Genomic DNA, 24,283 nt, shown 5'->3' on the forward strand with positions numbered 1-24,283 from the left:
CTGTACGACGACCCGGAGGCGGCGGAGTCACCGCGAATCCCCCGAACAGTTGACAGCGTTCGATCATCCGCCGGTCGGGTGACCGAAAAGTCTCACCAGGACCGACCGGAAACGACCGGAAAGCGGCGGAAATCTCCAGGTCACCGCGGGTCCGGCTGGCACCGCGGGCACCAGAACACCACGCGCGGCGGCTGCCCCGCGTCGACCCGGCGGATCGGCGTCCGGCAGCGGCGGCACGGCCGTCCCGCACGGCCGTAGACCCAGTGCTGCCGCCCGGGCCGGGTGTCTCCGGTGGTGACGTGGCCGTGCCGCGTGCGGTTCGCGGCAAGGGCGCGCTGCGCCAGGTCGGCCCAAGCGTGCAGGTCGCCCGCGTCGGCGACCGGGGCGAACGGGGACACACCGCGCAGAAAGCACAGTTCGGCCCGGTACACGTTGCCGATGCCCGCCAGGTTGCGCTGGTCGAGCAGGGCTTCGCCGATCGGCCGCGCGGGCTGCGCGGCGAGCCGGCGCGCGGCCTCGTCCGCGTCCCAGTCCGGGCCGAGCAGGTCGGGGCCCAAGTGGCCGACGACGCGGGCTTCGTACGCGGTGGGCAGCAGGTCGACGACCGGCATGCGCAGTCCGACGGCGGAGTAGTCCTCGTTGGTCAGCACGACCCGCACCTGGTCGCGGCCGCCCGGGATCCGGGCGTCGGGGGCCTGCACGCGCCACACACCGTCCATGCGGAAGTGCGTGTGCAGGGTCAGCTCGCCGTCGAAGCGGGTCAGCAGGTGCTTGCCGCGGGGTTCGATGCCGACCACGGTCCGGCCGCGCAGATCGACGGTCGCGTAGCGCGGGACCCGGAAGTCGGTGCGGGTGAGCATCCGCCCGTCCAGCGCGCCGCGCAGCTGCATGGCGGCCAGGAACACCGTGTCACCTTCGGGCATGACCCCATTGTCCGGGACCGGACGCCCTCCGCGGCGGGCAGCCCCGCGAAGGCCGGGCTGCGACCGCGGTCGCAGACCGCAACCGGTACCGCACCCGCGCGGCCAGGAACACGTGCGCGGCACCGGTTGCCGTTCTGCCTGCCCCTACCGTGGCGCGTGCAGGTTCGTCACGGGCGAGGCTCGCCTCCCCGGAGGGAGGAACGGATCGGCGCGTGGCCTCCGTTGCCCTCGATACTGCGCGACGGACGTGACCGGGGTGTTTCGTGCGGCAGGCGGGGACGTAACGAACAGGTCTCACCCGCGCAGCCGGAGGCCGCGCGGCGTCGCGTGGAACCCGGCGGCTTCCAGCGCCCGGCCGAGCGACGACGTCAGAATGCCCTCGCCGTCCGCGCGTTCCACGGTCAGCTTGCCCAGCGCGCCCTCCCGGACGGCCAGCGCGAGCGCGTCCACCGCGGGCTGCAGCCGCACCGGGTCCTCGGTCCAGCTCAGCAGCGAACGGCCGCCGCGTTCGATGTAGAGCACGAGTTCGCCGTCGACGAGCACGACCAGGGCCCCGGCCTTGCGGCCCGCCCGGTGCCCGCTTCCCGCGTCGCCGGGGCGTTCCGGCCACGGGAGTGCGGCACCGTACGGGTTCGCCGGATCGGCCGCGGCCAGCAGCAGCGCCCGGGGCCCGGCGTCCTCGCGCGCCCCCGCGGCCCCGCCGCGCGGTGCGAAGCCGCCCGGTCCGAGGGCGCCCGCGCCGAAACCGCCCGCCCCGAACGCGCCCGGCCCGCCGAATCCGTCGCCGCCCGCGGCCGCCGACTCGGCCCGCCGCTCCGCCGCCTGGTGCAGCGCCCGCAGCCGGTCCACCGCGCCGTCCGCGGCGAACTGCGCGGCGCCGAGGCCTTCCACGAAGTAGCCGCGGCGCACCCGCCCGGTCTCCTCGAACACCGACAGCACCCGGTACGCGGCCGAGAACCCGCCCGGGCTGCCCTCCGCGACCACCGCGCCGCGGGTGACGACACCGTGCCGGTCGAGCAGCGTCTCGGCGAGCGCATGCGCGCGCCGCGTCGGATCGGTCTCCCGGTCCGGCACCAGCGACCAGCGGCCTACTGCCGTCGGCGGCGCGGAGCGCATCGGCATCACCGGGCGGCCGCGGCTCAGCCCCGCATACCGGCCGCGCGGTGTGGCGCGGCGGGCCCGGTGGGCGGTCGAGCCCGCGGTCCGCCCGGACCCCATCAGGGCGCGCAGCGGTGCGAGCGTGTCGCCGGTGACGTGCCCGGCCCAGGCGAGATCCCACAGCGCCGACACGACTTCGCCTTCGCTCGGCGGGGCGCCGTCGGCCAGGGTCGCGGCGACCCGGTCGGCGATCTGCTTGAAGAACAGCCCGTAGCCGCCGTCGAGCGCGCCGAGCACCGCCTGGTGCAACGGGCTCGGATCCAGTGGCACCGGCGGCGGCATGAGCAGCGGTGCGGCGTCCGCCAGATACAGCGACACCCAGCCGTCGTTGCCCGGGAGGCCGCCGTGCCCGGCCCACACCACCTCGCCGGTCGCGCACAACTCGTCGAGCAGCGCCGGCTGGTAGCCGTGCACGCGGCCCGGCAGCACGAGCTTCTCCAGCGCGGAGGCGGGCACCGACGCGCCCTGCAGCTGCTCGATCGCCCGGACCAGCCCGTCCACGCCGCGCAGCCCGCCCGATCCGGCGGACGCACCCGTGGCGGCGGCGCCCTGCCACACCGGCAGGAACCGGGCGAGGGCGATCGGCGGCACCGGCTCGACTTCCTGCCGCAGCGCGGCCAGCGACCGCCGCCGCAGCATGCGCAACACCTCGGCGTCGCACCACTCGGTGCCCGCGCCGCCCGGCCGGAACTCGCCGGACACCACACGCCCGGCCGCGGCGAGCCGCTGGTACGCCCCGGTCACCACCGCCGTGCCCAGCCCGAACCGGGCCGCCGCGTCGACGGCGTGGAACGGCCCGCGGGTGCGGGCGTAGCGGGCCAGCAGATCGCCCAGCGGGTCCTTGACCGGCTCGGTGAACGCCTCGGGCACGCCCACCGGCAGCGGCGTGCCGAGCGCGTCGCGCAGCCGCCCGGCGTCCTCGATGGCCGCCCACTGCTCGGTGCCCGCGATGCGCACGCGGATGGCCCGCCGGGACTCCTCCAGCCCGACGAGCCACCGGGCGGTGTCCGGCGCGGTGCCGAGGCTGCGGGCCACGATCTCGTCGGTGGTCAACGGACCGAGCAGCCGCAGCAGGTCGGCGACGCCTTCCAGGTCGCGGGCGCGGCGGTCGTCCGTCAGGCGCTGCAGCTCGTTCTCGGTCCGGGCGACCACGTCCGCGTCGAGGAGTTCGCGCAGCTCGGCCTGGCCGAGGAGTTCGGACAGCAGGCGCGAGTCCAGCGCGAGCGCGGCGGCGCGGCGTTCGGCGAGCGGCGAGTCGCCTTCGTACATGAACTGCGCGACGTAGCCGAACAGCAGCGACCGGGCGAACGGCGACGGTTCGGGCGTGGTGACCTCGACGATGCGGACCTTGCGCGTCGCGATGTCGTCCATCAGCCCGGCCAGGCCGGGCACGTCGAACACGTCCTGGAGGCACTCGCGCATCGTCTCGAGGACGATCGGGAACGACCCGTACTCGCTCGCCACCGACAGCAGTTGGGCGGCCCGCTGGCGCTGCTGCCACAGCGGCGTGCGGCGGCCCGGCATGCGGCGCGGCAGCAGCAGCGCACGCGCCGCGCACTCGCGGAACCGGGACGCGAACAGCGCCGACCCGCCGACCTCGGCGGTGACCAGCGGCTCGACCTCGGCGGGTTCGAACACCGCGAAGTCCGGCGGCAGGCTGAACTCGGCGTCCTGGTCGCCGCCGCCGTCCGGGCCGAACGGGTCGCCGGTGTCCGGCAGCCGCAGCACGATGCCGTCGTCGCCGTGCATCGTCTGCACGTCGAGCCCGGTGCGTTCGCGCAGCCGCGCGGCCACCGCCAACGCCCAGGGGGCGTGCACCTGGGCGCCGAACGGCGAGTGCACGACGACGCGCCAGTCGCCGAGTTCGTCGCGGAAGCGCTCCACGACGAGGGTCCGGTCGTCGGGCACATGCCCGCACGCTTCGCGCTGCTCCTTGAGGTAGGCGAGCAGGTTGTCGACCGCCCACGGGTCCAGGCCCGCCGCGGCGACCCGCTCGCGGGCCTCGGCCTCCGGCATGGCGCCGACCTCGCGCAGGAACGCGCCGAGCGCGCGGCCGAGTTCGACGGGACGGCCGAGCGCGTCGCCGTGCCAGAACGGCAGCTTGCCGGGCACGCCGGGGGCGGGGGAGACGAGGACCTTGTCGTGCGTGATGTCCTCGATGCGCCACGACGACGTGCCCAGGGTGAAGACGTCGCCGACGCGCGACTCGTAGACCATCTCCTCGTCGAGTTCGCCGACCCGCGACTTCGACTTGCCGTCGCCCGCCGCCAGGAAGACCCCGAACAGGCCGCGGTCCGGGATCGTGCCGCCGCTGGTGACGGCGAGCCGCTGCGCCCCGGGGCGCGCGGTCACCGTGCCGGCCACCCGGTCCCACACCAAGCGCGGCCGCAGCTCGGCGAACGCGTCGCTGGGGTAACGGCCGGCGAGCATGTCGAGGACGGCTTCGTAGGCCGACACCGGCAGTGCCGCGAACGGCGCGGCCCGGCGCACGACGCCGAGGAGTTCCTCGACATCCCAGTCCTCGACCGACACCATCGCGACGATCTGCTGCGCGAGCACGTCGAGCGGGTTGCGCGGCGGCCGCACCGCCTCGATCGAACCGTCCCGCATCCGCTCGGTCACCACCGCGGTCTGCACGAGGTCGCCGCGGAACTTCGGGAAGACCACGCCGCGCGACACCGCGCCGACCTGGTGTCCCGCACGGCCGACCCGCTGCAGCCCGGAGGCCACCGACGGCGGCGACTCGACCTGCACCACCAGGTCGACCGCGCCCATGTCGATGCCCAGCTCCAGGCTGGACGTGGCGACCACCGCGGGCAGCCGCCCGGCCTTGAGGTCCTCCTCGACGACCGCGCGCTGCTCCTTGGACACCGACCCGTGGTGCGCCCGGGCCAGCACCGCCGGAGCGCCCTTCGCGCTGCCCGCCTGCGCCATCAGCTCGGCGGGAGAGGAGTCCTCGGGCATCGCCTCGCCGGTGGCGCGCTCGTAGGCGATCTCGTTGAGGCGCCCGCACAGCCGCTCGGCCAAGCGCCGCGAGTTGGCGAACACGATGGTCGAGCGGTGCGCCTGCACCAGGTCGACGATCCGCTCCTCGACGTGCGGCCACACCGACGCGCGCTGCACCTGGCCCAGCTCGTCGTACTCGGCGGGCTTGCCGGCCAGCTCGCCCATGTCCTCGACCGGCACCACGACGGAGAGGTCGAAGGTCTTCGCGGACGGCGGCTGCACGATGATCGCGTCGCGCGTCCCGCACAGGAACCTGGCGACCTCGTCGACCGGCCGCACCGTCGCGGACAGCCCGATCCGCCGCGCGGGCTTGTCGAGCAGCTGGTCGAGGCGTTCCAGGCTGAGCGCGAGGTGCGCGCCGCGCTTGGTCCCGGCGACCGCGTGCACCTCGTCGACGATCACCGTGTCGACGCCGCGCAGCGCATCGCGCGCTTGCGAGGTGAGGATCAGGAACAGCGACTCGGGCGTCGTGATGAGGATGTCCGGCGGCTTGGCGGCGAACCGGCGCCGATCGGCCGCGGGCGTGTCCCCCGACCGCACCCCGACCTCGACCTGCGGTTCCGGCAGCCCGAGCCGCACCGCGGCCTGCCGGATCCCGGTCAGCGGGCCGCGCAGGTTGCGCTCGACGTCGACCGCGAGGGCCTTGAGCGGGGAGATATACAGCACACGGCAGCGCAGCCGCGGGTCGACCGGCGGCGGCTCGGCGGCCAGCCGGTCGAGCGCGGACAGGAACGCGGCGAGCGTCTTGCCGGACCCGGTCGGCGCGACGACCAGTGCGTCCCGCTCGGCGGCGATGGCCGCCCACGCGCCGGCCTGCGCGGCCGTCGGCTCGTGGAAGGCACCCGTGAACCAGTCCCGGGTCGCGGGGGAGAACCCGTCGAGGACCGCGGACATGTCGGGGGCATCGTGGTCATGCATAGGCAATCCATCGTGCCAAGCCGGACCGACAAACGCGCCCCGTGACGCTGCGCTGACTCCGCCCGCCGCCCGCCGCCCGCCGCCCGCCGCCCGCCGCCCGCCGCCCGCCGCCCGCCGGCCCGGCTCAGCGCAGCGTGGCGGGGACGTCCATGGCCACGCACACCGCGCGCCACACGTCCTTGGCGTCGTACCCGGCGTCCAGCGCCTGCGTGACGGTACGCCCGCCCAGCTCGGCGATCACGTGGTCGCGGGCGAAGGAGTCGGCGTAGGTCTCGCCGAAGTGGGCGCGCATCCGTTCCCAGAAGTCGGTCAGTCGCATGCCCCCAGTATCCCGGCTGCGCCCCGGTTCCCGGCCGGGTGCGCGGCGGCGGCCGGCCGGGCGCGATTCCGGCGGAACCCCGGTGTCCACATACAGTGCAAGGCGTGACCACGACCCCCGCACCCCCCGGCGAAGACCACGGCGGCCTCGCGACCGCCGCTCCGGAGGCCGGTGACGGCCGTACGTCCGAACCCGCGGGCGATTCCGCCGCCCGTCCCCGCGAGCAGATGCCTCCGTGGCTGCCCCGCGCCGTCCTGATGATCCTCGGCATGATCATCGGCTTCATGCTGCTGCGCTGGGCTTTCGGGCACCTGCGCGGGTTCCTCATGGACCTGGTGATAGCGCTCTTCCTGGCGCTGGCCATCGAACCGGCCGTGGACAAGCTCGCCCGGCGCGGCGTCCGGCGCGGGGTGGCGACCGGGATCGTGTTCGTGGTGGTGCTGGCGGTGCTCGCGGCGATCCTCGCCGCGGTCGGCTCGCTGGTCGTCGACCAGGTCGCCAACCTGGCCCGCAACATGCCGCACTACGTCCAGTCGCTCCTCGACTGGATCAACCACCGGTTCCACACCGAACTGACGATGGACAAGATCCAGGGCGGCCTGTTCAAGGACTCCAACACCGTCCAGGGCTACGCCGAGAAGGTCGCGAACAACGCCCTCGGCTTCGGCCAGGCGGTCATCGGCGGCCTGTTCGAGCTGTTCACCATCGGCATGTTCACGTTCTACTTCGCCGCCGAAGGCCCGCGTCTGCGCCGCGCGGTGTGCTCGCTGCTGCCGCCCGCGAAGCAGACCGAGGTGCTGCGCGCATGGGAGATCGCTATCGACAAGACCGGCGGCTACCTGTACTCGCGGGCGCTGATGGCCCTGGTGTCGGCCGTCGCGCACTACATCTTCTTCCTGGTCCTGGGCGTGGACTACGCGCTGGCGCTCGGCATCTGGGTCGGCATCGTGAGCCAGTTCATCCCGACCGTCGGCACCTACATAGCGGCCGCGCTGCCGGTGCTGGTGGCGCTGACCCAGAGCCCGGCGGACGCGCTGTGGGTGATCGTGTTCGCGACCGCGTACCAGCAGTTCGAGAACTACCTGCTGCAGCCGCGCATCACGTCGATGACCGTGGACATCCATCCGGCGGTGGCGTTCGGCTCGGTCATCGCGGGCGCCGCGCTCCTGGGCCCGACCGGGGCGCTGATCGCCATTCCGGCGACGGCCACGGCGACCGCGTTCCTCTCGACGTACGTGCGGCGCTACGAGGTCAACGAGCACCCGCTGGCGGCCGCGGACACCAAGCCTCGCAAGCCCGCCAAGCCCGCGCGGGTGTCCGGACCGCGGCGCTACTTCCAGAACCGGAACAAGTGATAGCCGAGTGAGGCCCAGCCCGGCGGGATGTTCATCGCGTCCGTGATGTGGTCGACCTGGTCGAAGAACCAGCGGTTGATCTCCGGCGTGAACAGCAGCGCGAAGAGGAGCAGCGGGCCGAACTGCGCGTACGGGGCGATCGCCCGGCGGAAGTCGTAGGACAGCCACGGCTCGATGATCCCGTAGCCGTCGAGCCCCGGGACCGGCAGCAGGTTGAGCACCGCGGCGATGACCTGGAGCTGGGTGAAGAACGCGAAGGCCGCGTAGAACGGCGCCCCCGCGCTGTTGAACAGCGACGTGTTGAGGAGCAGCCCGCACACCGCGGCGATCGCCACGTTGGTGAGCGGTCCGGCCGCGGAGACCCAGCTGTGCTGGGCCCTGCTGCGGATGCGGCCGCGGTCGATGTAGACCGCGCCGCCGCTGAGCGGGATGCCGCCCATCAGCACGAAGATCGTCGGCAGGATGAAGGTGAACAGCGGGTCGCTGTACTTGATCGGGTCGAGCGTGAGATAGCCCTTGCCGATCACCGTCGTGTCGCCGGCGCGCAGCGCGACGAAGGCGTGCATGAATTCGTGCAGGCACAGCGAGATCAGCCACGCGCTCATCACGAACAGGAAGACCGCGATCCGCTGCTCGCCGCCGCCGTTCCAGGCGCTGGCGCCGGACGCGATGCAGACCACGATCAGGGCCAGGAAGAGCGCGGACGGCCGCACATGGCGGAGGTGCGAGCCGGGACGGGTCCAGGCGTCGGTCACGATCGGGCCTCTCCCGTCCGGGCGTGCGGTCTGCGGTCTGCGGTCTGCCGGGCGGGCCCGGCATGTCGGGAAGTATGCCGCGTCCCCGGTCCCGCGCACAGCGGGGGCCGGGGACGCGAGGTTCTTCCGACGGGTTTTCGACGGAATGTCCGCGGATCAGTGGAAGGCGTGCTCCGGGCCCGGGTACGTGCCGCCCACGACGTCCGCGGCGTAGGCGCGCGCCGCGTCGCCGAGGAGCGCCCGCAGGTCGAGGTACTGCTTCACGAACTTGGGCAGCTTGCCCTGGGTGAGCCCGGCCATGTCGGTCCAGACCAGCACCTGCGCGTCGGTGCCCGCGCCCGCGCCGATGCCGACGGTCGGGATGTCGAGCTGCTCGGTGACCCGCGCGGCCAGCTCTTCGGGGACCAGTTCCAGGACGACCGCGAACGCGCCCGCCGCCTGCATGGCCTTCGCGTCGCGGATGAGCTGAGCGCCCGCCTCGTCGCCGCGGCCCTGCACGCGGTAGCCGCCGAGCACGTTGACCGACTGCGGGGTCAGGCCGATGTGTGCCATGACCGGGACACCCGCGGTGACCAGCGCCTCGACCTGCGGCGCCATCGCGACGCCGCCTTCCAGCTTGACCGCGCCGGCGCCGGCTTCCTTCATGAAGCGCGCGCCGGTCTCCAGGGCCTGGGCGGGGGAGATCTGGTACGAGCCGAACGGCATGTCGGCCACGACCATCGCGCGCTTGGTGCCGCGCACGACCGCCGAGGTCATCATCACGATGTCGTCGACGGTGACGGGGATGGTGTTCTCGTATCCGAGGTGGTTGTTGCCGGACGAGTCGCCGACGAGCAGGACCGGTATGCCGGCCTCGTCGAACACCGACCCGATCATCGCGTCGTACGCGGTGAGCATCGGCCACTTCTCGCCGGTCGCCTTGGCGCGCGCCAGGTCGCGCACGGTCACGCGGCGGCCGGTGCCGGTGCCGCCGTACAGCGTGAGGCCGGGGCCCTCGGGGCTCTTCGGCGCGGTCGGCTGCGGCACGGCGGAGGGCTGCGGTTCGGACATGGTGAGACTCCTCATCTAGAGGCGCACGGACGGCGTCCCCTGACTCACGCCCATGGTGGCACGTGTCGGTCGAGGACGACAGACGCCTGCGGGCCTCCGCTGCGGCCGACGCCGAGGGCATGCCGACGGCCGCGGTTTGCCGAGTATTTACGATACGAGCCTAGACCGTTTCGTAAATACGAGTACAGTCGTGAGATAACGAAACGAGACTGAACCGTATCGAAATCCGGCCGCGAGGCCGGGAGTCCTGGGGGACCCCCTTGTCTGACCCGAACAACGCTGCCGCACCCGGCATACCCGGCCGCGGCACACCGCCGGCCACCGTCGACCCGCACATCCACCGCCGCCGCTGGGCGATCCTGGGCGTGCTGATCCTGTCGCTGCTGGTCGTCGTCCTCGACAACTCGATCCTCAACGTCGCCATCAAGGTCATCGCCGACCCGGACCAGGGCCTGGGCGCGTCGCAGAGCCAGCTCCAGTGGGCGATCAACTCGTACACGCTGGTCTTCGCGGGCCTGCTGTTCACCGCCGGCATCCTCGGCGACCGCTACGGCCGCAAGAAGCTGCTGCTGTTCGGCATGGCCGTGTTCGGCGTCGCGTCGCTGCTGTCGTCGATGGCGCAGAGCCCCGGCCAGCTGATCGCGGCCCGCGCGGTGATGGGCTTCGGCGCCGCGTTCGTCATGCCCGCGACGCTGTCCATCATCAGCAACGTCTTCGAACCGCACGAGCGCCCCAAGGCGATCGGCATCTGGTCCGGCGCCGTCGGCCTCGCCATCGCGATCGGCCCGATCACCGGCGGCGCGCTGCTCGAGCACTTCTGGTGGGGCTCGGTCTTCCTGATCAACGTCCCGATCGTCGTGGTCGGCATCACCGCGATGATCCTCATGGTCCCCGACTCCAAGGACCCGCGGCCCGGCAAGCTCGACCCCGTCGGCGTGCTGCTGTCCATCGCAGGCCTGGTCTCGCTCGTCTACGGCATCATCAAGGGCGGCGAGGACTCCTGGTCGAGCCCGCAGGTCATCGGCACCATGCTGCTCGGCGTCGCGATCCTCGGGGTCTTCGTCTGGTTCGAGAAGCGCAGCGACCACCCGGCGCTCGACGTCCGGCTGTTCCGCGAGCGCACCTTCTCCGCCGCGACCGCCGCGATAGGCCTGGTGTTCTTCGCGCTCATGGGCGTGACGTTCTTCATGGCCTTCTACCTCCAGTCGGTGCGCGGTTACACGCCGCTGGAGACGGGCCTCTTCCTGCTGCCGCTCGCCATCGGGCAACTGCTCTTCGCGCCGCGCAGCGCCGGCCTGGTGCGCAAGTACGGCGTCCGCGCCGTGACCACCGCCGGCATGCTCGTGGTCACCGGCACGTTCCTGGCCTTCCTGGCCGCGGACGCGGACACGCCGATGTGGCTCATGTGCGGCGTGTTCTTCTTCCAGGGCGTCGGCATGTCGCTGGTCATGCCGCCCGCGACCAACTCGGTCATGGCGAGCCTGCCGCGGGAGAAGGCCGGCGTCGGCTCGGCGGTCACCAACACCGTCCGGCAGGTCGGCGGCGCGCTCGGCGTCGCGGTCCTCGGCTCGGTCCTCTCGTCGGTCTACCGGGACCAGATCGCCGGCAACGGCGTTCCCAAGGGCGCCGACGAGTCGATCGAAGCGACCCTCGGTGCGGCCGCCCATGCGGGCCCGGCCGGGTCCGGATGGGTGGAACCGGCGAAGGACTCCTTCATCACCGCCATGCACGCCACCACCCTCGGCTCGGCCGCCGTGGCCGCGATCGGCGCGGTCGTGGTCTTCTTCTGGATGCCGCGCAAGCCTGCCGCGACTCCGGCGGAGGCTGGGGAGCAGGCGCGCGAGACCGCTAAGGTCTGAGTGATGACAACGCCGTTGACCGACCCTGCGCCCGCGGACGACGGCGCGCCCGGAACCTCCCGGGTGCCGGGCGCCCGGCCCCGGGGCCGCCCGCGCAGCGCCGTCGCCGAGCGCGCGATCCTCGATGCCACGATGCGCCTGGTCGCCGAGCAGGGCAGCCTTGCGGGGCTGTCCATCGAGGCGGTCGCCCAGGAAGCGGGGGTCGGCAAGGCGACCATCTACCGGCGGTGGCCGAACAAGGAAGCCCTGGTCATCGCCGCCCTGGAGGCCGCCGAACAACCGCTCCCCGCATTGCCGGGCGACAACGTGCGCGACGACCTGGTCCTGCTGCTCGACGCGATGCGGGTCAACCTCATCGACGCGCGGGCCGAGGGGCTGCTGTCCGCGGTCCTCGGCCAGGTCAAGCAGCATCCCGAACTGGGCCGCCGCTACCACGAGGTGGTCATCGAGAAGCGCCGCGATGCGATGCGCGACGTCCTGCGCCGCGGCATCGCCTCCGGGGAACTGCGCGACGACGTGTCCATCGAGCTGATGAAGGACCTGCTCGCCGCGCCGATGCTCACCCGCAAGCTGATGCAGGAACTGGACCTGCCGCCGGAGCTGCCCGCGCTGATCGTGGACACGGTGCTGGCGGGGATCGGCACCGACCGGCCGCAGTGCTGACCGTGTAGTGCTCGGCGAGCCGCCGGGCTCGGCGGCTCGTGTGTCTGCGGCGCTTGGCGGCGGGGTCCGCGGCGACTTTTGTGACCATCGTGTACCGGAACGGCTCCCGGGAGCCGATGGGGGAACCCCGAGGCGCGGCGTGCGCGTCCTGCAAGGACGTATGCGACATTCGGCGCGTGCCCCCGGCACGTGCTCGACCTTCCCCGGGAGACCGCCATGACTTGGCCCACCGCGACGGAGACCCGTGCCGAACCGGCCGCGCCGTCCGCCCGCCGCGGCCCCGCGTGGTGGCCCGGCTTCGGCCCGCTGATGCGCCGCCCGGCGTGGCGCCGCGGCCGGATCGCCGCGGGCTGCGCGGTGCTGCTCGCCCTGCTGATGGCCGGGCACGCCCTGGTGCCGAATACGCCCGGACACGTCGGGTCGCTGCTGGAAACGTTCCTGCCGTGGGTCGGGCTGCTCGTCCTGCCGCTGCTCGCCGCCGCCGCGGTACGCCGCTCGTGGACCGCGCTCGTGGCGACCGCGCTGCCGGTGGTCGTGTGGCTGGCGATGTTCGGCGGGACGGTGCTCCAGTCGGCCGGGAGCGGCCCGTACGACCTGCGCGTGGTCACCCACAACATCAACGCCGGGAACCCGGACCCGGCCGGCACCGCCCGCGCGCTGGCCGCCGAGAACGCCGACCTGGTGGCGCTGGAGGAGATCCCCGCCGGGCAGAGCGACCGCTACGGGGCCGTGCTCGACAAGAAGTACCCGTACCACGTGTCGGAAGGCACCGTGGCGCTGTGGAGCCGCTTCCCGCTGGCCGACGTCGCGCCGGTCGACCTGGGCATGGGCTGGACCCGCGCGCTGCGCGCCGAGGTCACGACGCCCAAGGGCCAAGCGGCCGTGTACGTCGCGCACCTCGCGTCGGTGCGGTTCGGCGGCAGCGGCTTCGCCGTCGGACAGCGCGACGACACGGTGCGCAAGCTCGCCGCCGCGGTCGACGCGGACACGGCCGAGTACGTCGTGCTCATGGGCGACCTCAACGGCCCCGTCGACGACCGCGGTCTCGCGCCGCTGACCGACGGACTCACCGACGCACAGGACGCGGCGGGCGGCGGCTTCGGCTTCACCTGGCCGTCGTCCTTCCCGATGGCGGCGATCGACCACGTGATGGTGCGCGGCTTCGACCCGGTGAGCGCGAAGGTGCTGGCGAAGACGCCGAGCGACCACCGGCCGGTGCGGGCGGACCTGAAGTTCTGACCGCCGCGTCGCCGAAGCTAAGCCGTCGAGCCGTCGAGCCGTCGAGCCGGCTCAGCGGCCGCGCGGCAGCCCCAGCACCCGCTGGGCGACGATGTCGCGCTGGATCTGCTCGGTGCCGCCGTAGATGCCGGCCGCTCGCGACCACAGGTAGCCGGTCATCGCGTCGGGGCCGAGCACGTCCAGGCGCAGCCGCCCGACGATCCGGTCGACGCGGGTGAGCAGCAGCTTGTCGAGGGAGCCCTCCGGCCCGGGGTCGGCGTCGGGGGAGCGGCCGCGGAGCCGGTCGCGGACCCGCAGGCGCAGGGCGTACAGCCAGCGTTCGGCGTGCCCGAGCCGCTCGGCGACGCGCGGATCGTCGGCGGCGGCCTGCGCGCGGGTCTCGGCGAGGGCCGCGGCCAGGCGCGAGGTCCAGCCGATGTCCGCCGGGCCGCGTTCGTAGCCGAGCAGGGCCATCGCGATGGCCCAGCCGTCGCCTTCCGCGCCCAGCAGGTCGGCGGCGGGCACCCGGACGTCGTCGAAGAACACCTGCGCGAACTCGCGGGTCTCGAACGCGGTGACGATCGGTTCGACGCGAACCCCCGGCGCGTCCATCGGCACCAGCAGGACGGAGAGGCCGTGGTGCCGGCCGTCGGGCTCGCCGGTGCGGCACAGCAGCAGGCAGCGTTCCGCCTCGACCGCGCCGCTCGTCCAGATCTTCGTGCCGGTCACCCGGTAGGCGTCGCCGTCGCGGCGGGCCCGGGTGGACAGGGCGGCGAGGTCGGATCCGGCGTCGGGTTCGCTGAAGCCCTGGCACCACGCGACGGCGCCGGACAGCAGGTCGGCGAGGTGCGTGGCGCGTTGCGCGGGTGTGCCGAAGCGGCGCAGCGCGTGGGCGAGATGGCCGATCGGCGGGACGGGCGGCATGCCGTGCGCGCCGAGTTCGTCGTTGACCACCGCTTCGTACGCCGCGGGCAGCCCCCGTCCGCCCGCTTCGGCCGGGAACGACACCCCGACGTACCCGGCGGCGTGCAGCGTGCGGTGCCACGCGACACGGTCGTCCGGATCGCCGCGCGGCCCCGTCGTGCGTATCCAGTCGACGAGGCCCGCACGGAACACGGCTTCGGGAGGGGTGTCGAGCGCGCGCAGATCCGGCAGCGGCTCCGGGGCCGCCGGTGTGCCCGTACCGGCGAGCCGGTGCGCCCGGCGCAGCCGCATGTGCGCGAGGTGCTCCCAGGTCATGCCGATGCCGCCGAGGATCTGAATCGCCGTCTCGCACACCGCGATTGCCGCCTCGGCGGACAGCGTGTGGGCGGCCGCGGCCACCGCGAGGGCGTCCGCGGGCGGGAGGTGGTCGACACCCCAGGCGGCGTGTGCGGCGATGGCGTCGGCGGCGGTCAGGTCGACCGCGGCGTCGGCGGCCAAGTGGGCGACGGCCTGGAAGGAGCCGACCGGGCGGCCGAACTGGCGGCGCATGCGGGCGTGTTCCAGCGCGTCGTCGAGAGCGCCGCGGGCGGTGCCGGCCAGGTCAGCGGCGGTGAGGGCGAGCGCGAAGGCCGCGGAGGGGCGGCCACTGGCGCGTTCCGCGGCGATCTCCCCGTCGAGGTAGGGCACCGGGACCATCGCGCGGGCGATCTCCCGGACGACAACGGCCACCTGCGCGGTTTCCGCCTCGGGTCCGGTGCTGCCGCCCGGGCCGCGCATGGCCATCAGCCCGGCGCTGCTCAGCGCTTCGAGCGCGGGCGCGGGATCGGTGTCCAACTGGCGAGTTCCGGAAGGCCGGAAGGCCTTCGCGATGCGCGCCGCGGTGTCGCGCAGGAGCCGGTCCTCGTCGTCGTCCGCCACGCGCGCACGCTAACAGCGCAATCTTTACAAAGAAAGAGTCCCGGACGGCCTGCGGTGGTGTGCCCGGTGTCAGCGCGGTGCCCGGCCGTTCGGCCCGCCGTCGGCCGGGAACGCGGCCTCGCCCAGCGTGAAGACCGGGTCGTCCGAGGGGGTGCCGATGCCGCGGAGCTTGTCGGGGTTGGTGAGCCCCTGCACGCCGACGACGCCGTCGTCCGCGGTCTCGAAAGCCAGGAGGATCCGGCGGTGGCCGAAGTCCAGCAGCACCGCGGGCGCGCCGTTGACGTCGATCCGGTACGCCGCGGTGCGGGCTTGCCGCCGCATGATGCCCAGCAGGAAGCGGACGACCTTCTCGGGGCCGAAGATCGGGTTGCGCGAGGCGGAGATCCGGCCGCCGCCGTCGTTCCACAGCACCACGTCGCGGGCCAGCAGCGCCTCCAGCCCGGCCCGGTCGCCGGTGGCCGCGGCGGCCACGAACCGGTCGACCAGGTCGAGGTGCTCGCGGCGGTCCACGGAGAACCGGGCGCGGTCCCCGCCGAGCCGCGCGGCGGCGCGGTGGTACAGCTGCCGGGCGTTGGCCGCGGAGATCGCCAGGGCGTCGGCGATGTCCTGGTACGGCAGCTCGAAGGCCTCGCGCAGCAGGTACACCGCGCGCTCCGGCGGCGAAAGCTGCTCCATCAGCCGCAGTGCGGCCAGCGACAGGGTCGCCCGCTGCTCGGCGGTCTCCGCGGGGTCGAGGGCGAGCCGTCCGGTGGGGACGGGCTCGGGCACCCACGGGCCGACGTAGGTCTCCCGCCGCCGGCGTGCCGACCGCAGCTGGTCGAGGGCGAGCCGGGTGGTGGCGGTGACCAGCCAGCCGCGCGGGTCCTCGATCGACGCCGGGTCGGAGCGCTGCCAGCGCAGCCAGGCGTCCTGCACGACGTCCTCGGCGTCGAACCAGCTGCCGAGCATCCGGTAGGCGAGGCCGAGCAGCACCCCGCGGTGCCGCTCGAAGGCCTCGTCCGCACCGGCGTGTCCCCGACCGCCGGGACGCGCCTCGGTCAGCGTGTCCGTCACACGGCCGCCGTCGCCCGCGGCGCGAGCGCCGGGGGCTGCAGGTGGGTGGTGACGCCGATCCGGTTCCACACGTTGATCGTACTGATCGCCAGGATCAGGTCGGCCAGCTCGCGGTCCGAGAAGGCGTCCTGCGCGGCCGCCCAGACCTCGTCGGACACACCGTTCTCGCCGAGCCGGGTGACGTCGTCGGTGAGCGCCAGTGCGGCGCGCTCGACCTCGGTGAAGAACGGCGACTCGCGCCACGCGCCGACCGCGAAGAGCCGGCGGACCTCCTCGCCCTCCTTGAGCGCGTCGGTGCTGTGCATGTCCACGCAGAAGGTGCAGCCGTTGAGGAACGAGGCGCGCAGCTTGATCAGATGGAGCAGTCCGTGGTCGACGTTCGCGCGGACGTAGTTCTCCAGGCCGAGGACGGCCTGGTAGCCCTCGGGGGCGGTCTTGGCGAGGTTCAGGCGCTGGTTCACGAGGGGTGCCTTTCCTGGTGCGGAGCGCCGCCGGGGGAGCGGGCGCGGTGACACACGAACGACGGGGCGGCGGTCTCCGGATGTGACAGCTTCGCCCGCTCGGAGATGTGATGCCAGTCACACGGGCATTTCCGCAGGTCAGGCGGGTGCCGTCGGAGGCCGGCGGGCTCCGGCGGCGCCGTTGTCCGGGTCGGGGATTTTGTTGGAGGGCCCGTAATGTGTTCGCAACCGGGACAGGCCAAGATGTACCCATGGATAAGCAGCAGGAGTTCGTGCTTCGCACTCTCGAGGAGCGCGACATTCGGTTCGTGCGCCTGTGGTTCACCGATGTGCTCGGCTTCCTGAAGTCGGTCGCCGTCGCCCCGGCCGAGCTGGAGCAGGCCTTCGCGGAAGGCATCGGCTTCGACGGCTCGGCGATCGAGGGCTTCGCGCGCGTGCACGAGTCCGACATGCTCGCCAAGCCGGATCCTGCGACCTTCCAGATACTGCCGTGGCGCGCCGAGGCGCCCGGCACCGCGCGCATGTTCTGCGACATCCTCATGCCCGACGGCTCGCCGTCCTTCGCCGACCCGCGGTACGTCCTCAAGCGCACCCTGGAGCGCGCCTCGGACCGGGGCTTCACGTTCTACACGCACCCCGAGATCGAGTTCTTCCTGTTCAAGGACAAGCCGCTGGACGGCACCCCGCCGACCCCGGTCGACCACAGCGGGTACTTCGACCACACGCCGCAGACGGTCAGCCACGACTTCCGGCGGCAGGCCATCACCATGCTGGAGAACATGGGCATCTCGGTGGAGTTCAGCCACCACGAGGGCGCGCCCGGCCAGCAGGAGATCGACCTTCGCTACGCGGACGCGCTCAGCACGGCCGACAACATCATGACGTTCCGGCTGGTGGTCAAGGAGGTCGCGCTCGAGCAGGGCGTGCACGCCTCGTTCATGCCGAAGCCGTTCTCGCAGTACCCGGGCTCGGGCATGCACACCCACCTGTCGCTGTTCGAGGGCGACCGGAACGCCTTCTACGAGGCGGGCGCCGAGTACCAGCTGTCCAAGGTCGGCCGGTCGTTCATCGCGGGCCTGCTCAAGCACGCCGCGGAGATGGCGGCGATCACCAACCAGTGGGTGAACTCCTACAAGCGGCTGTGGGGCGCGTCGGCGCGGACCGCGGGGATGGGCGGCGAGGCGCCGTCGTACATCTGCTGGGGCCACAACAACCGGTCCGCGCTGGTGCGCGTGCCGATGTACAAGCCGACCAAGGGCCAGTCGACGCGCATCGAGGTGCGGTCGATCGACTCGGCGTGCAATCCGTACCTGGCCTTCGCGGTCCTGCTGGGCGCGGGCCTCAAGGGCGTCGAGGAAGGCTACGAGCTGCCGCCCGGCGCCGAGGACGACGTGTGGGCGCTGACCGACGCGGAGCGCCGTGCGCTCGGCATCGCGCCGCTGCCGCAGAACCTCGCCGAGGCGATCGCGCTGATGGAGCGCAGCGAGCTGCTGCCGGAGGTGCTCGGCGAGCACGTGTTCGAGTTCTTCCTGCGGAACAAGCGGCAGGAGTGGGAGGAGTACCGCCAGCAGGTTACGCCGTTCGAGCTGGCGAAGTACCTGCCGGTCCTCTAGCCCGGGACACGCCGGACACCGGTCCACGACCGGTGGGGCCACCGCGCACCGACGCAGCAGCGCGCCGGCCGACCCGTCGGGTCGGCCGGCGCGGCTGTTTTTGTGCGCCCGGTGTCCGTGCCGTCACCGCAGCGGGCGCATCAGCTCCATGACGAAGCGCTTGAACGCGTCCGCTTCGTCGCCTTGCGGCAGCAGCTGCGGCGCGCCGCGGCGGACCAGGGCGATGCCGATCGCCATCATCCACGCGGCGAGCGCGTGCTGCCGGGCCTCCTCGGGCGCGAGCCCGAGTTCCTCGTTGATGCCCGCGCCCCATTCGAGGCGCTGGCGCGTGACGCGGTCCAGGAACGGGCCGACGACCGGGTGCTGGGAGTTGACCAGCAGCGTCGTGGTGACGTCCGCGCCCTGCGGGCCCGTGAACGCGAATTCGGTGAGCCAGCGTCCGCGTTCCACCGGGTCGGTGATGCGGGCGGCGGCCTCCATCATCGCGTCGGTCTCCGTGCACCACAGCTCCAGCGCGGCGTGGATCAGCGCGTCGCGGTCTTTGAAGTGCCAATAGAAACTGCCCTTGGTGGTGCCGAGGCGTTCGGCGAGCGGTTCGACCGCGATGGCGCCGAGCCCGCTTTCACGCATCGCCTCCAGGGCGGCACGCGCCCAGTCGTCGCGGGAAAGGGTGCGTCTGCCGGACCGAGCAGGGCCGTCGGTCCGGACATTGTCCGAGGGAACACCGTTGCGCATAGCACACACGCTAACGTAGGGTTACCTCCCGTACGGTGGCGTATGGAGAGTCGGCAAGACGGAGGATCCCCCGGGCCGTGGGACGGACGACCCGAAGGGACGGCTCGCCGTACACCATCGGGCGGGTGGCGTGTCACTGCCGGACATCGCGGTCGGGGGACTCGATGGCCGGCGACACGCCCGAGCCGTACGGCCGCCGGAGGCTTCCCTCCGGCGGCCGTGCGTGCGTCCGGACGGCGGGTCGCCTGTTGGGTCGCGGCGGCTCCGCGGATACGCTCGCCTGGTGACCACTTGGGACCCGGGATCCGGGGGCGTCTCGACCGCACGCCTGGTCAGGCTGGGTTTCACCGACGCCGCGGCGGCCGCCCGCCGGCTCGAGGACCCCGCCCTCGCCGGAATACGCGAAGACCCGCTCCTCCTCGAAGCGCTGTCCGCGACCGCCGACCCCGACCTGGCCCTGCTCGGCCTCGTCCGGCTGGCCGAAGCCGCCGACGACCGCGCGGTGCTGCTGTCCACGCTGGCCTCCGCGAAACCGCTGCGCGACCGGCTCCTCGGCGTGCTCGGCGTCAGCGCCGCGCTCGGCGACCACCTCGCGCGCCACCCCGAGGACTGGCGCACCCTCGTCACCTACGACGTCCAGGACGCGCACCCCACTCCCGAGTACTTCCGGCGCACCCTCGCCGCCGCACTCGAAGACCGCGCGCACGGCGCGCCGACCGGCGAAGAGGCGCTCGACACGCTGCGCGTCGCCTACCGCCGCTGCCTGCTCTCCATCGCCGCCCGCGACGTCTGCGGCACCGCCGACGTCGCCCAGGTCGCCGCGGAACTCGCGGATCTGGCCGGCGCCACGCTCGACGCGGCCCTCGACATCTCCCGCCGCGATCACCCCGCCGACGCCGCGCAATGCCGCCTCGCCGTCATCGGCATGGGCAAATGCGGCGGCCGCGAACTCAACTACGTCAGCGACGTCGACGTCGTCTTCGTCGCCGAAGCACCCCCCGGCGTCGACGAAGGCCCCGCCCTCGCCGCCGCCGGCCGCCTCGCCGCCGCCCTGATGCGGGCCTGCTCCGCGACCACCCGGGAAGGCAGCATCTGGCCGGTCGACGCCAACCTGCGCCCGGAAGGCCGCAACGGGCCGCTCGTCCGCACCCTCGCCAGCCACATGGCCTACTACGAGCGCTGGGCCAAGACCTGGGAGTTCCAAGCCCTGCTCAAAGCCCGCCCGGTGGCCGGCGACCTCGCCCTCGGCAAGCGCTACGCCGACAGCATCGCCCCGCTCGTGTGGACCGCCGCGCAACGCGACAACTTCGTGCCCGACGTCCAGGCCATGCGCCGCCGCGTCGTCGACTCCATCCCGCACGGCGAAGTCGAACGCGAACTCAAGCTCGGGCCCGGCGGCCTGCGCGACATCGAATTCGCCGTCCAGCTCCTCCAGCTCGTGCACGGCCGCGCCGACGCCTCGCTGCGCAGCGGTTCGACCCTCCACGCACTGGGCGCGCTGTCCACGGAGGGCTACGTCGGGCGCGCCGACGGGGCTTCACTCGACGAGGCGTACCGCTTCCTGCGCCTGCTCGAACACCGCATCCAGCTGTTCCGGCTGCGCCGCACCCATCTGCTGCCCACCGACCCGGCCGACATGCGCCGCCTCGGCCGGTCGCTCGGGTACCGCAGCAACCCCGTCGGCGAACTCGAGGCCACCTGGCGGCGCACCCAGCACGAAGTACGGCGCCTCCACGAGAAGCTCTTCTACCGGCCGCTCCTCGACGCCGTCGCCCGCCTCCAGCCCGGCGAGACCCGGCTGACCCCGACGGCCGCCGCGCAGCGCTTCGAAGCCCTCGGCTACGCCGACCCGGCCGGCGCGCTGCGCCACCTCGAAGCGCTGGCCTCCGGCGTCAGCCGCCGCGCCGCGATCCAGCGCACCCTGCTGCCGGTCATGCTCGGCTGGTTCGCCGACTCCGCCGACCCCGACGCGGGCCTGCTGGCGTTCCGCCAGGTGTCCGACGCGCTCGGCAACACCCACTGGTACCTGCGGCTGCTGCGCGACTCGGGCGCGGGCTCGGCGGGCGGCGCGGCCGCGGAGAACATGGCGCGCGTCCTCGCCTCCGGCCGCCTCGCCCCCGACCTCCTGCTGCGCGCCCCCGAGGCGGTCGCGCTGCTCGGGGACCCGGACGGGCTGCGGCCGCGCTCACGCGCCGCGCTGGAAGCGGAGGTCCAGGCCGCGGTCGGGCGGGCGCCCAGCGCCGAGGTCGCCGTGCAGATCGCGCGGAGCGTCCGGCGCCGCGAACTCTTCCGGATCGTCGCGGCCGACGTGCTCGGCCACCTCGATGTGGACGCGGTCGGCCGCGCCCTGTCGGACGTCACCGCGGTCACGCTCAGCGGCGCCCTGCGCGCCGCCGCCGACGGCTACGCCCGCGACACCGGCACCGCCGTCGGCACCCGCCTCGCGGTCATCGCGATGGGCCGCTTCGGCGGCCACGAGCAGGGTTACGCGAGCGACGCCGACGTGCTGTTCGTCCACGAGCCCGTGGAAGGCGTCGACGAAACCGCCGCCGCCAAGCAGGCGCACGCGATCGCCAACGAGATGCGCCGCCTGCTCCAGCTCCCCGCGACCGATCCGCCGCTGGTCGTCGACGCCGACCTGCGCCCGGAAGGCCGCCAAGGGCCGCTGGTGCGCACCCTCGCGTCGTACCGCGCCTACTACGAGCGCTGGTCGAAGCTGTGGGAGAGCCAGGCGCTGCTGCGCGCCGCACCGGTCGCCGGGGACGCCGACCTCGGCGCCCGCTTCCTCGAGATGATCGCGCCGCTGCGCTGGCCGGAGCACGGGCTCACCGACGCCGACGTCCGCGAGATCCGCCGCATGAAGGCCCGGATCGAAGCCGAACGCCTCCCGCGCGGCGCCGACCCGACCACCAACACCAAGCTGGGCCGCGGCGGCCTGGCCGACGTGGAATGGGTCGCCCAGCTCCTCCAGATGCAGCACGGCCACGCCATCCCGGAACTGCGGACCACGGGCACCCGCGACGGGCTCGCCGCGGCGGCCGAAGCCGGCGTGCTGGACGCCCAGGACGCCAAGGTCCTCGACGAGGCCTGGCTGGAAGCCACCCGGGTGCGCAATGCGGTGATGGTCGTGCGCGGCCGCCCGTCCGACACGTTCCCCTCGGACGTGCGGGAACTCGCCGGAGTCGGGCGCCTGCTCGGCTACCGCGGCACGGGCGACGGCGCGGTCGGCGCGGGCACCGTCATCGAGGACTACCGGCGCATCACCCGGCATGCCCGCGCCGTGGTCGACCGGGTGTTCTACGGCGAGGTCGACGAGGCGCCGGCCGGTTCGCGCTGACCGCCGGGCGGTTCGTCGTGTTTCTCGCGCGACCGCGGATCGTCCGGCGGGTAGCGCGGGAACTTGTACGCGGAGTGCCCGTTGACCAGGCACTGGATGCCGAACCCGGCGGCCAGTGTGATCCATCCGCCGACGGCGTCGAGCAGGAAGTGGTTGCCGGTCGCCATGATGACGACCAACGTGAACAGCGGGTAGATGAGCCCGAGCACCCGCACCCACATCGGCCTCGCGAACTTCCAGATCGCGAGCGCGCACCACGTCGACCAGCCGATGTGCATCGACGGCATCGCGGCGTACTGGTTGGACACGCTCTTCATGTCACCGGACGCGAGCGAGCCCCATGTGTGGTGCACCAGCACCGTGTCGATGAAGTCGCCGCCGGGCAGCAGGCGCGGCGGAGCCAGCGCGTAGAAGAAGTAGCCGAACAGCGCCAGTCCGGTCGTGAGGAACAGGACGGTGCGAACTGCCCGATATCGCCCGGGATGCCAGTGGAACAACCACACAAGCACACCGATGGTGATGATGAAGTGCAGCGTGGCGTAGTAGTAGTTCATGCAGACGATCAGCCAGGTCACGCTGTTGACCGCGTGGTTGATCGTGTGCTCGATGTCGATGTGCAGCGACTTCTCGAAGTCGAGAAGGTCCCACGCCCGTTGGATCGCCAGCGACTCGCGGTTCGGCACCGCGTTGCGAATGAGGGAGTAGACCCAGTAGCTGAGGGCGACCAGCGCCAGTTCGACGACGAAGCGCGGGCGGCGCGGTGTGCGCATATACGTACGGAGCTGCGCCGCACGCGATTTCGGGGACGGCGTGGGCAGCGGACGCTCCTGGGTCGGTGTTTCCCCCATAGAGTCCAAGTCTGCCAGAGAGGGCGCCTGCCCTCCTCACCCGCAGGGAGGGTTCCGCCCGTGGCGTGTACCTCCGGGAGATGAGCCCGGGTGAGGGAAGCGGCAGGCCGGGGACCCGCAGGCGTGCTGCGGGCCCCGTGCGCGGTACCTCCGGAGGGGGTCAGGCCGCGGTCAGAACGAGCTTGCCGCGGACGTGTCCCGTCTCGCTCGCCCGGTGTGCGGCGGCCGCGTCGGCGAGCGGGTAGACGCCCGCGATCGGCACCGTGAGGCGCCCCTCGGCGTGCAGCTCCGCGGCGCGCTCCAGCGCCTGCCGCAGGTAGTCCTCGCCGTCGTGCCCGCTGGAGAACCGGACGCCGTGTGCGCCCGCGTCCGCCGGGTCGACGATGCTCACCACGCGCGCCGGATCGCCGGTCAGCGCGACCGAGACGCCGACCACGCCGCCGCCGACCAGGTCCACCGCGGCGTCCACGCCGGACGGCGCCAGGGCCCGGACCCGGTCGGCAAGGCCTGCGCCGTACACGACCGGCTCGGCGCCCAGCCCGCGCACGTAGGCGTGGTTGGCATCGCTCGCGGTGCCGATGACGCGGATGCCCTCGGCCCGTGCGAACTGGAGTGCGAGGGTGCCCACGCCGCCCGCGGCGGCGTGCACCAGCACGGTGTCGCCGGCCTGCGCCTTGACCTCGGCGAGCGCACGGAACGCGGCGTCCGCGGCGGTCGGCAGCGCGCCGGCGAGGTCCCACGGGAGGGTGTCGGGCTTACGGGCCAGGCGGTCGGCGCCGGCCAGGGCGTACTCCGCGTACGTGGCGGTGCCCATGCCGAACACGGGGTCGCCGACGGCCCACTCGGCCACGTCGGCGCCGACCGCGTCGACGACGCCCGCGACGTCTTGGCCGGGCACGTGCGGCAGCTCCACGGGGAACACCGCGGCGAGCAGGCCCGCGCGGATCTTCCAGTCGAGCGGATTGACCCCCGCGGCACGCACCCGGATGCGGACCTGGCGCGGGCCGGGCAAGGGGAGCGGGGCGTCGGCGACGGCGAGGACGTCGGCGGGACCGTGGGCGGCGAATCGGACGACGGCGGGCATGGGATCTCCTCGGGGGTACGACGACTGAACCACACCGTTCAGTATTGAGAAATGACTGAACCGTGTAGTTAAATCATGGGGACGGG

17 protein-coding genes are annotated in these 24,283 nt (G+C 73.2%); 6 read left to right on the forward strand and 11 right to left on the reverse strand.

Annotated elements, in window-relative coordinates:
* Window positions 1-140: 140 nt before the first annotated feature.
* The 3 genes from ABEA93_RS31955 to ABEA93_RS31965 all read right to left on the reverse strand — a co-directional run bounded on the left by ABEA93_RS31955 (window position 141) and on the right by ABEA93_RS31965 (window position 6,324).
* The gene (locus tag ABEA93_RS31955) at window positions 141-923 is read right to left on the reverse strand and encodes a DNA-formamidopyrimidine glycosylase family protein (protein ID WP_345679354.1); all 783 of its coding nucleotides are present in this window, start codon (window positions 921-923) and stop codon (window positions 141-143) included.
* 294 nt (window positions 924-1,217) lie between these two features.
* A complete protein-coding gene (locus ABEA93_RS31960) occupies window positions 1,218-6,005 on the reverse strand; it encodes an ATP-dependent helicase (protein WP_345679355.1) in 4,788 nt (1,595 codons plus the stop codon).
* Window positions 6,006-6,129: 124 nt separating this feature from the next.
* Window positions 6,130-6,324, reverse strand: a complete 195-nt coding sequence (locus tag ABEA93_RS31965) for a DUF3046 domain-containing protein (RefSeq protein ID WP_345679356.1) — start codon at window positions 6,322-6,324, stop codon at window positions 6,130-6,132.
* Between the two features lie 104 nt (window positions 6,325-6,428).
* Here ABEA93_RS31965 and ABEA93_RS31970 point away from each other — a divergent pair, with 104 nt between their 5' ends.
* Window positions 6,429-7,679 carry an AI-2E family transporter gene (locus tag ABEA93_RS31970; RefSeq protein ID WP_345679357.1) on the forward strand — a complete coding sequence of 417 codons (1,251 nt, stop codon included), beginning with the start codon at window positions 6,429-6,431 and terminating at the stop codon, window positions 7,677-7,679.
* Here the strand turns inward: ABEA93_RS31970 and ABEA93_RS31975 are convergent.
* Together ABEA93_RS31975 and panB are read right to left on the reverse strand one after the other, a co-directional pair.
* Window positions 7,655-8,434 carry a site-2 protease family protein gene (locus ABEA93_RS31975; protein WP_345679358.1) on the reverse strand — a complete coding sequence of 260 codons (780 nt, stop codon included), beginning with the start codon at window positions 8,432-8,434 and terminating at the stop codon, window positions 7,655-7,657. The two genes, ABEA93_RS31970 and ABEA93_RS31975, sit on opposite strands and share 25 nt — an antisense overlap.
* 156 nt (window positions 8,435-8,590) lie before the next feature.
* Entirely contained in the window at window positions 8,591-9,484 is an 894-nt protein-coding gene (gene panB, locus ABEA93_RS31980) for a 3-methyl-2-oxobutanoate hydroxymethyltransferase (protein ID WP_345679359.1), read from the reverse strand.
* 260 nt (window positions 9,485-9,744) lie between these two features.
* Between panB and ABEA93_RS31985 the strand changes: the two genes are divergently transcribed.
* The 3 genes from ABEA93_RS31985 (at window position 9,745) to ABEA93_RS31995 (ending at window position 13,245) form a co-directional block, all read left to right on the forward strand.
* The gene (locus tag ABEA93_RS31985; RefSeq protein ID WP_345679360.1) at window positions 9,745-11,343 is read left to right on the forward strand and encodes an MFS transporter; all 1,599 of its coding nucleotides are present in this window, start codon (window positions 9,745-9,747) and stop codon (window positions 11,341-11,343) included.
* Between the two features lie 3 nt (window positions 11,344-11,346).
* The gene (locus tag ABEA93_RS31990; RefSeq protein ID WP_345679361.1) at window positions 11,347-12,006 is read left to right on the forward strand and encodes a TetR/AcrR family transcriptional regulator; all 660 of its coding nucleotides are present in this window, start codon (window positions 11,347-11,349) and stop codon (window positions 12,004-12,006) included.
* 216 nt (window positions 12,007-12,222) lie between these two features.
* The gene (locus ABEA93_RS31995) at window positions 12,223-13,245 is read left to right on the forward strand and encodes an endonuclease/exonuclease/phosphatase family protein (protein ID WP_345679362.1); all 1,023 of its coding nucleotides are present in this window, start codon (window positions 12,223-12,225) and stop codon (window positions 13,243-13,245) included.
* 51 nt (window positions 13,246-13,296) lie between these two features.
* Here ABEA93_RS31995 and ABEA93_RS32000 read toward each other — a convergent pair whose 3' ends face one another.
* The 3 genes from ABEA93_RS32000 to ABEA93_RS32010 all read right to left on the reverse strand — a co-directional run bounded on the left by ABEA93_RS32000 (window position 13,297) and on the right by ABEA93_RS32010 (window position 16,580).
* On the reverse strand, window positions 13,297-15,066 hold the full coding sequence (locus ABEA93_RS32000) for an acyl-CoA dehydrogenase family protein (protein ID WP_345679363.1): 1,770 nt from the start codon (window positions 15,064-15,066) through the stop codon (window positions 13,297-13,299).
* A gap of 69 nt (window positions 15,067-15,135) precedes the next feature.
* A complete protein-coding gene (gene sigJ / locus ABEA93_RS32005) occupies window positions 15,136-16,119 on the reverse strand; it encodes an RNA polymerase sigma factor SigJ (RefSeq protein ID WP_345679364.1) in 984 nt (327 codons plus the stop codon).
* Window positions 16,116-16,580 carry a carboxymuconolactone decarboxylase family protein gene (locus ABEA93_RS32010; protein ID WP_345679365.1) on the reverse strand — a complete coding sequence of 155 codons (465 nt, stop codon included), beginning with the start codon at window positions 16,578-16,580 and terminating at the stop codon, window positions 16,116-16,118. Before ABEA93_RS32010 ends, sigJ begins: the two co-directional genes overlap by 4 nt.
* A 251-nt stretch (window positions 16,581-16,831) precedes the next feature.
* On the opposite strand from ABEA93_RS32010, the gene ABEA93_RS32015 reads away from it, so the two are divergent.
* Window positions 16,832-18,193: a glutamine synthetase family protein gene (locus ABEA93_RS32015; protein WP_345679366.1), complete on the forward strand. Its 1,362-nt coding sequence runs from the start codon at window positions 16,832-16,834 to the stop codon at window positions 18,191-18,193.
* 123 nt (window positions 18,194-18,316) lie between these two features.
* Here ABEA93_RS32015 and ABEA93_RS32020 read toward each other — a convergent pair whose 3' ends face one another.
* Window positions 18,317-18,928: a TetR/AcrR family transcriptional regulator gene (locus tag ABEA93_RS32020; protein WP_345679367.1), complete on the reverse strand. Its 612-nt coding sequence runs from the start codon at window positions 18,926-18,928 to the stop codon at window positions 18,317-18,319.
* Between the two features lie 283 nt (window positions 18,929-19,211).
* Here ABEA93_RS32020 and ABEA93_RS32025 point away from each other — a divergent pair, with 283 nt between their 5' ends.
* Window positions 19,212-22,265, forward strand: coding sequence for a bifunctional [glutamine synthetase] adenylyltransferase/[glutamine synthetase]-adenylyl-L-tyrosine phosphorylase (locus ABEA93_RS32025; RefSeq protein ID WP_345679368.1), 3,054 nt, complete (start codon window positions 19,212-19,214; stop codon window positions 22,263-22,265).
* Here ABEA93_RS32025 and ABEA93_RS32030 read toward each other — a convergent pair.
* A complete protein-coding gene (locus tag ABEA93_RS32030; RefSeq protein WP_345679369.1) occupies window positions 22,226-23,035 on the reverse strand; it encodes a phosphatase PAP2 family protein in 810 nt (269 codons plus the stop codon). The genes ABEA93_RS32025 and ABEA93_RS32030 overlap by 40 nt on opposite strands.
* Window positions 23,036-23,273: 238 nt before the next feature.
* Window positions 23,274-24,197 (reverse strand): NADP-dependent oxidoreductase, encoded by a 924-nt coding sequence (locus ABEA93_RS32035; RefSeq protein ID WP_345679370.1) that lies wholly within the window; start codon window positions 24,195-24,197, stop codon window positions 23,274-23,276.
* Window positions 24,198-24,283 lie beyond the last annotated feature (86 nt).

The sequence above is a fragment of the Yinghuangia aomiensis genome (genome assembly GCF_039542225.1).
GTDB classification, from domain to species: domain Bacteria; phylum Actinomycetota; class Actinomycetes; order Streptomycetales; family Streptomycetaceae; genus Yinghuangia; species Yinghuangia aomiensis.

Excerpts from the sequence above, each read along its gene's own strand:
- ABEA93_RS31995 (WP_345679362.1), top strand. The coding sequence starts at position 12,223 with ATGACTTGGCCCACCGCGACGGAGACCCGTGCCGAACCGGCCGCGCCG.
- ABEA93_RS31960 (WP_345679355.1), bottom strand. The coding sequence starts at position 6,005 with ATGCATGACCACGATGCCCCCGACATGTCCGCGGTCCTCGACGGGTTC.
- panB (WP_345679359.1), bottom strand. The coding sequence starts at position 9,484 with ATGTCCGAACCGCAGCCCTCCGCCGTGCCGCAGCCGACCGCGCCGAAG.
- ABEA93_RS31990 (WP_345679361.1), top strand. The coding sequence starts at position 11,347 with ATGACAACGCCGTTGACCGACCCTGCGCCCGCGGACGACGGCGCGCCC.
- ABEA93_RS31955 (WP_345679354.1), bottom strand. The coding sequence starts at position 923 with ATGCCCGAAGGTGACACGGTGTTCCTGGCCGCCATGCAGCTGCGCGGC.
- ABEA93_RS32030 (WP_345679369.1), bottom strand. The coding sequence starts at position 23,035 with ATGCGCACACCGCGCCGCCCGCGCTTCGTCGTCGAACTGGCGCTGGTC.
- ABEA93_RS31965 (WP_345679356.1), bottom strand. The coding sequence starts at position 6,324 with ATGCGACTGACCGACTTCTGGGAACGGATGCGCGCCCACTTCGGCGAG.
- ABEA93_RS32020 (WP_345679367.1), bottom strand. The coding sequence starts at position 18,928 with ATGCGCAACGGTGTTCCCTCGGACAATGTCCGGACCGACGGCCCTGCT.
- ABEA93_RS32015 (WP_345679366.1), top strand. The coding sequence starts at position 16,832 with ATGGATAAGCAGCAGGAGTTCGTGCTTCGCACTCTCGAGGAGCGCGAC.
- ABEA93_RS32035 (WP_345679370.1), bottom strand. The coding sequence starts at position 24,197 with ATGCCCGCCGTCGTCCGATTCGCCGCCCACGGTCCCGCCGACGTCCTC.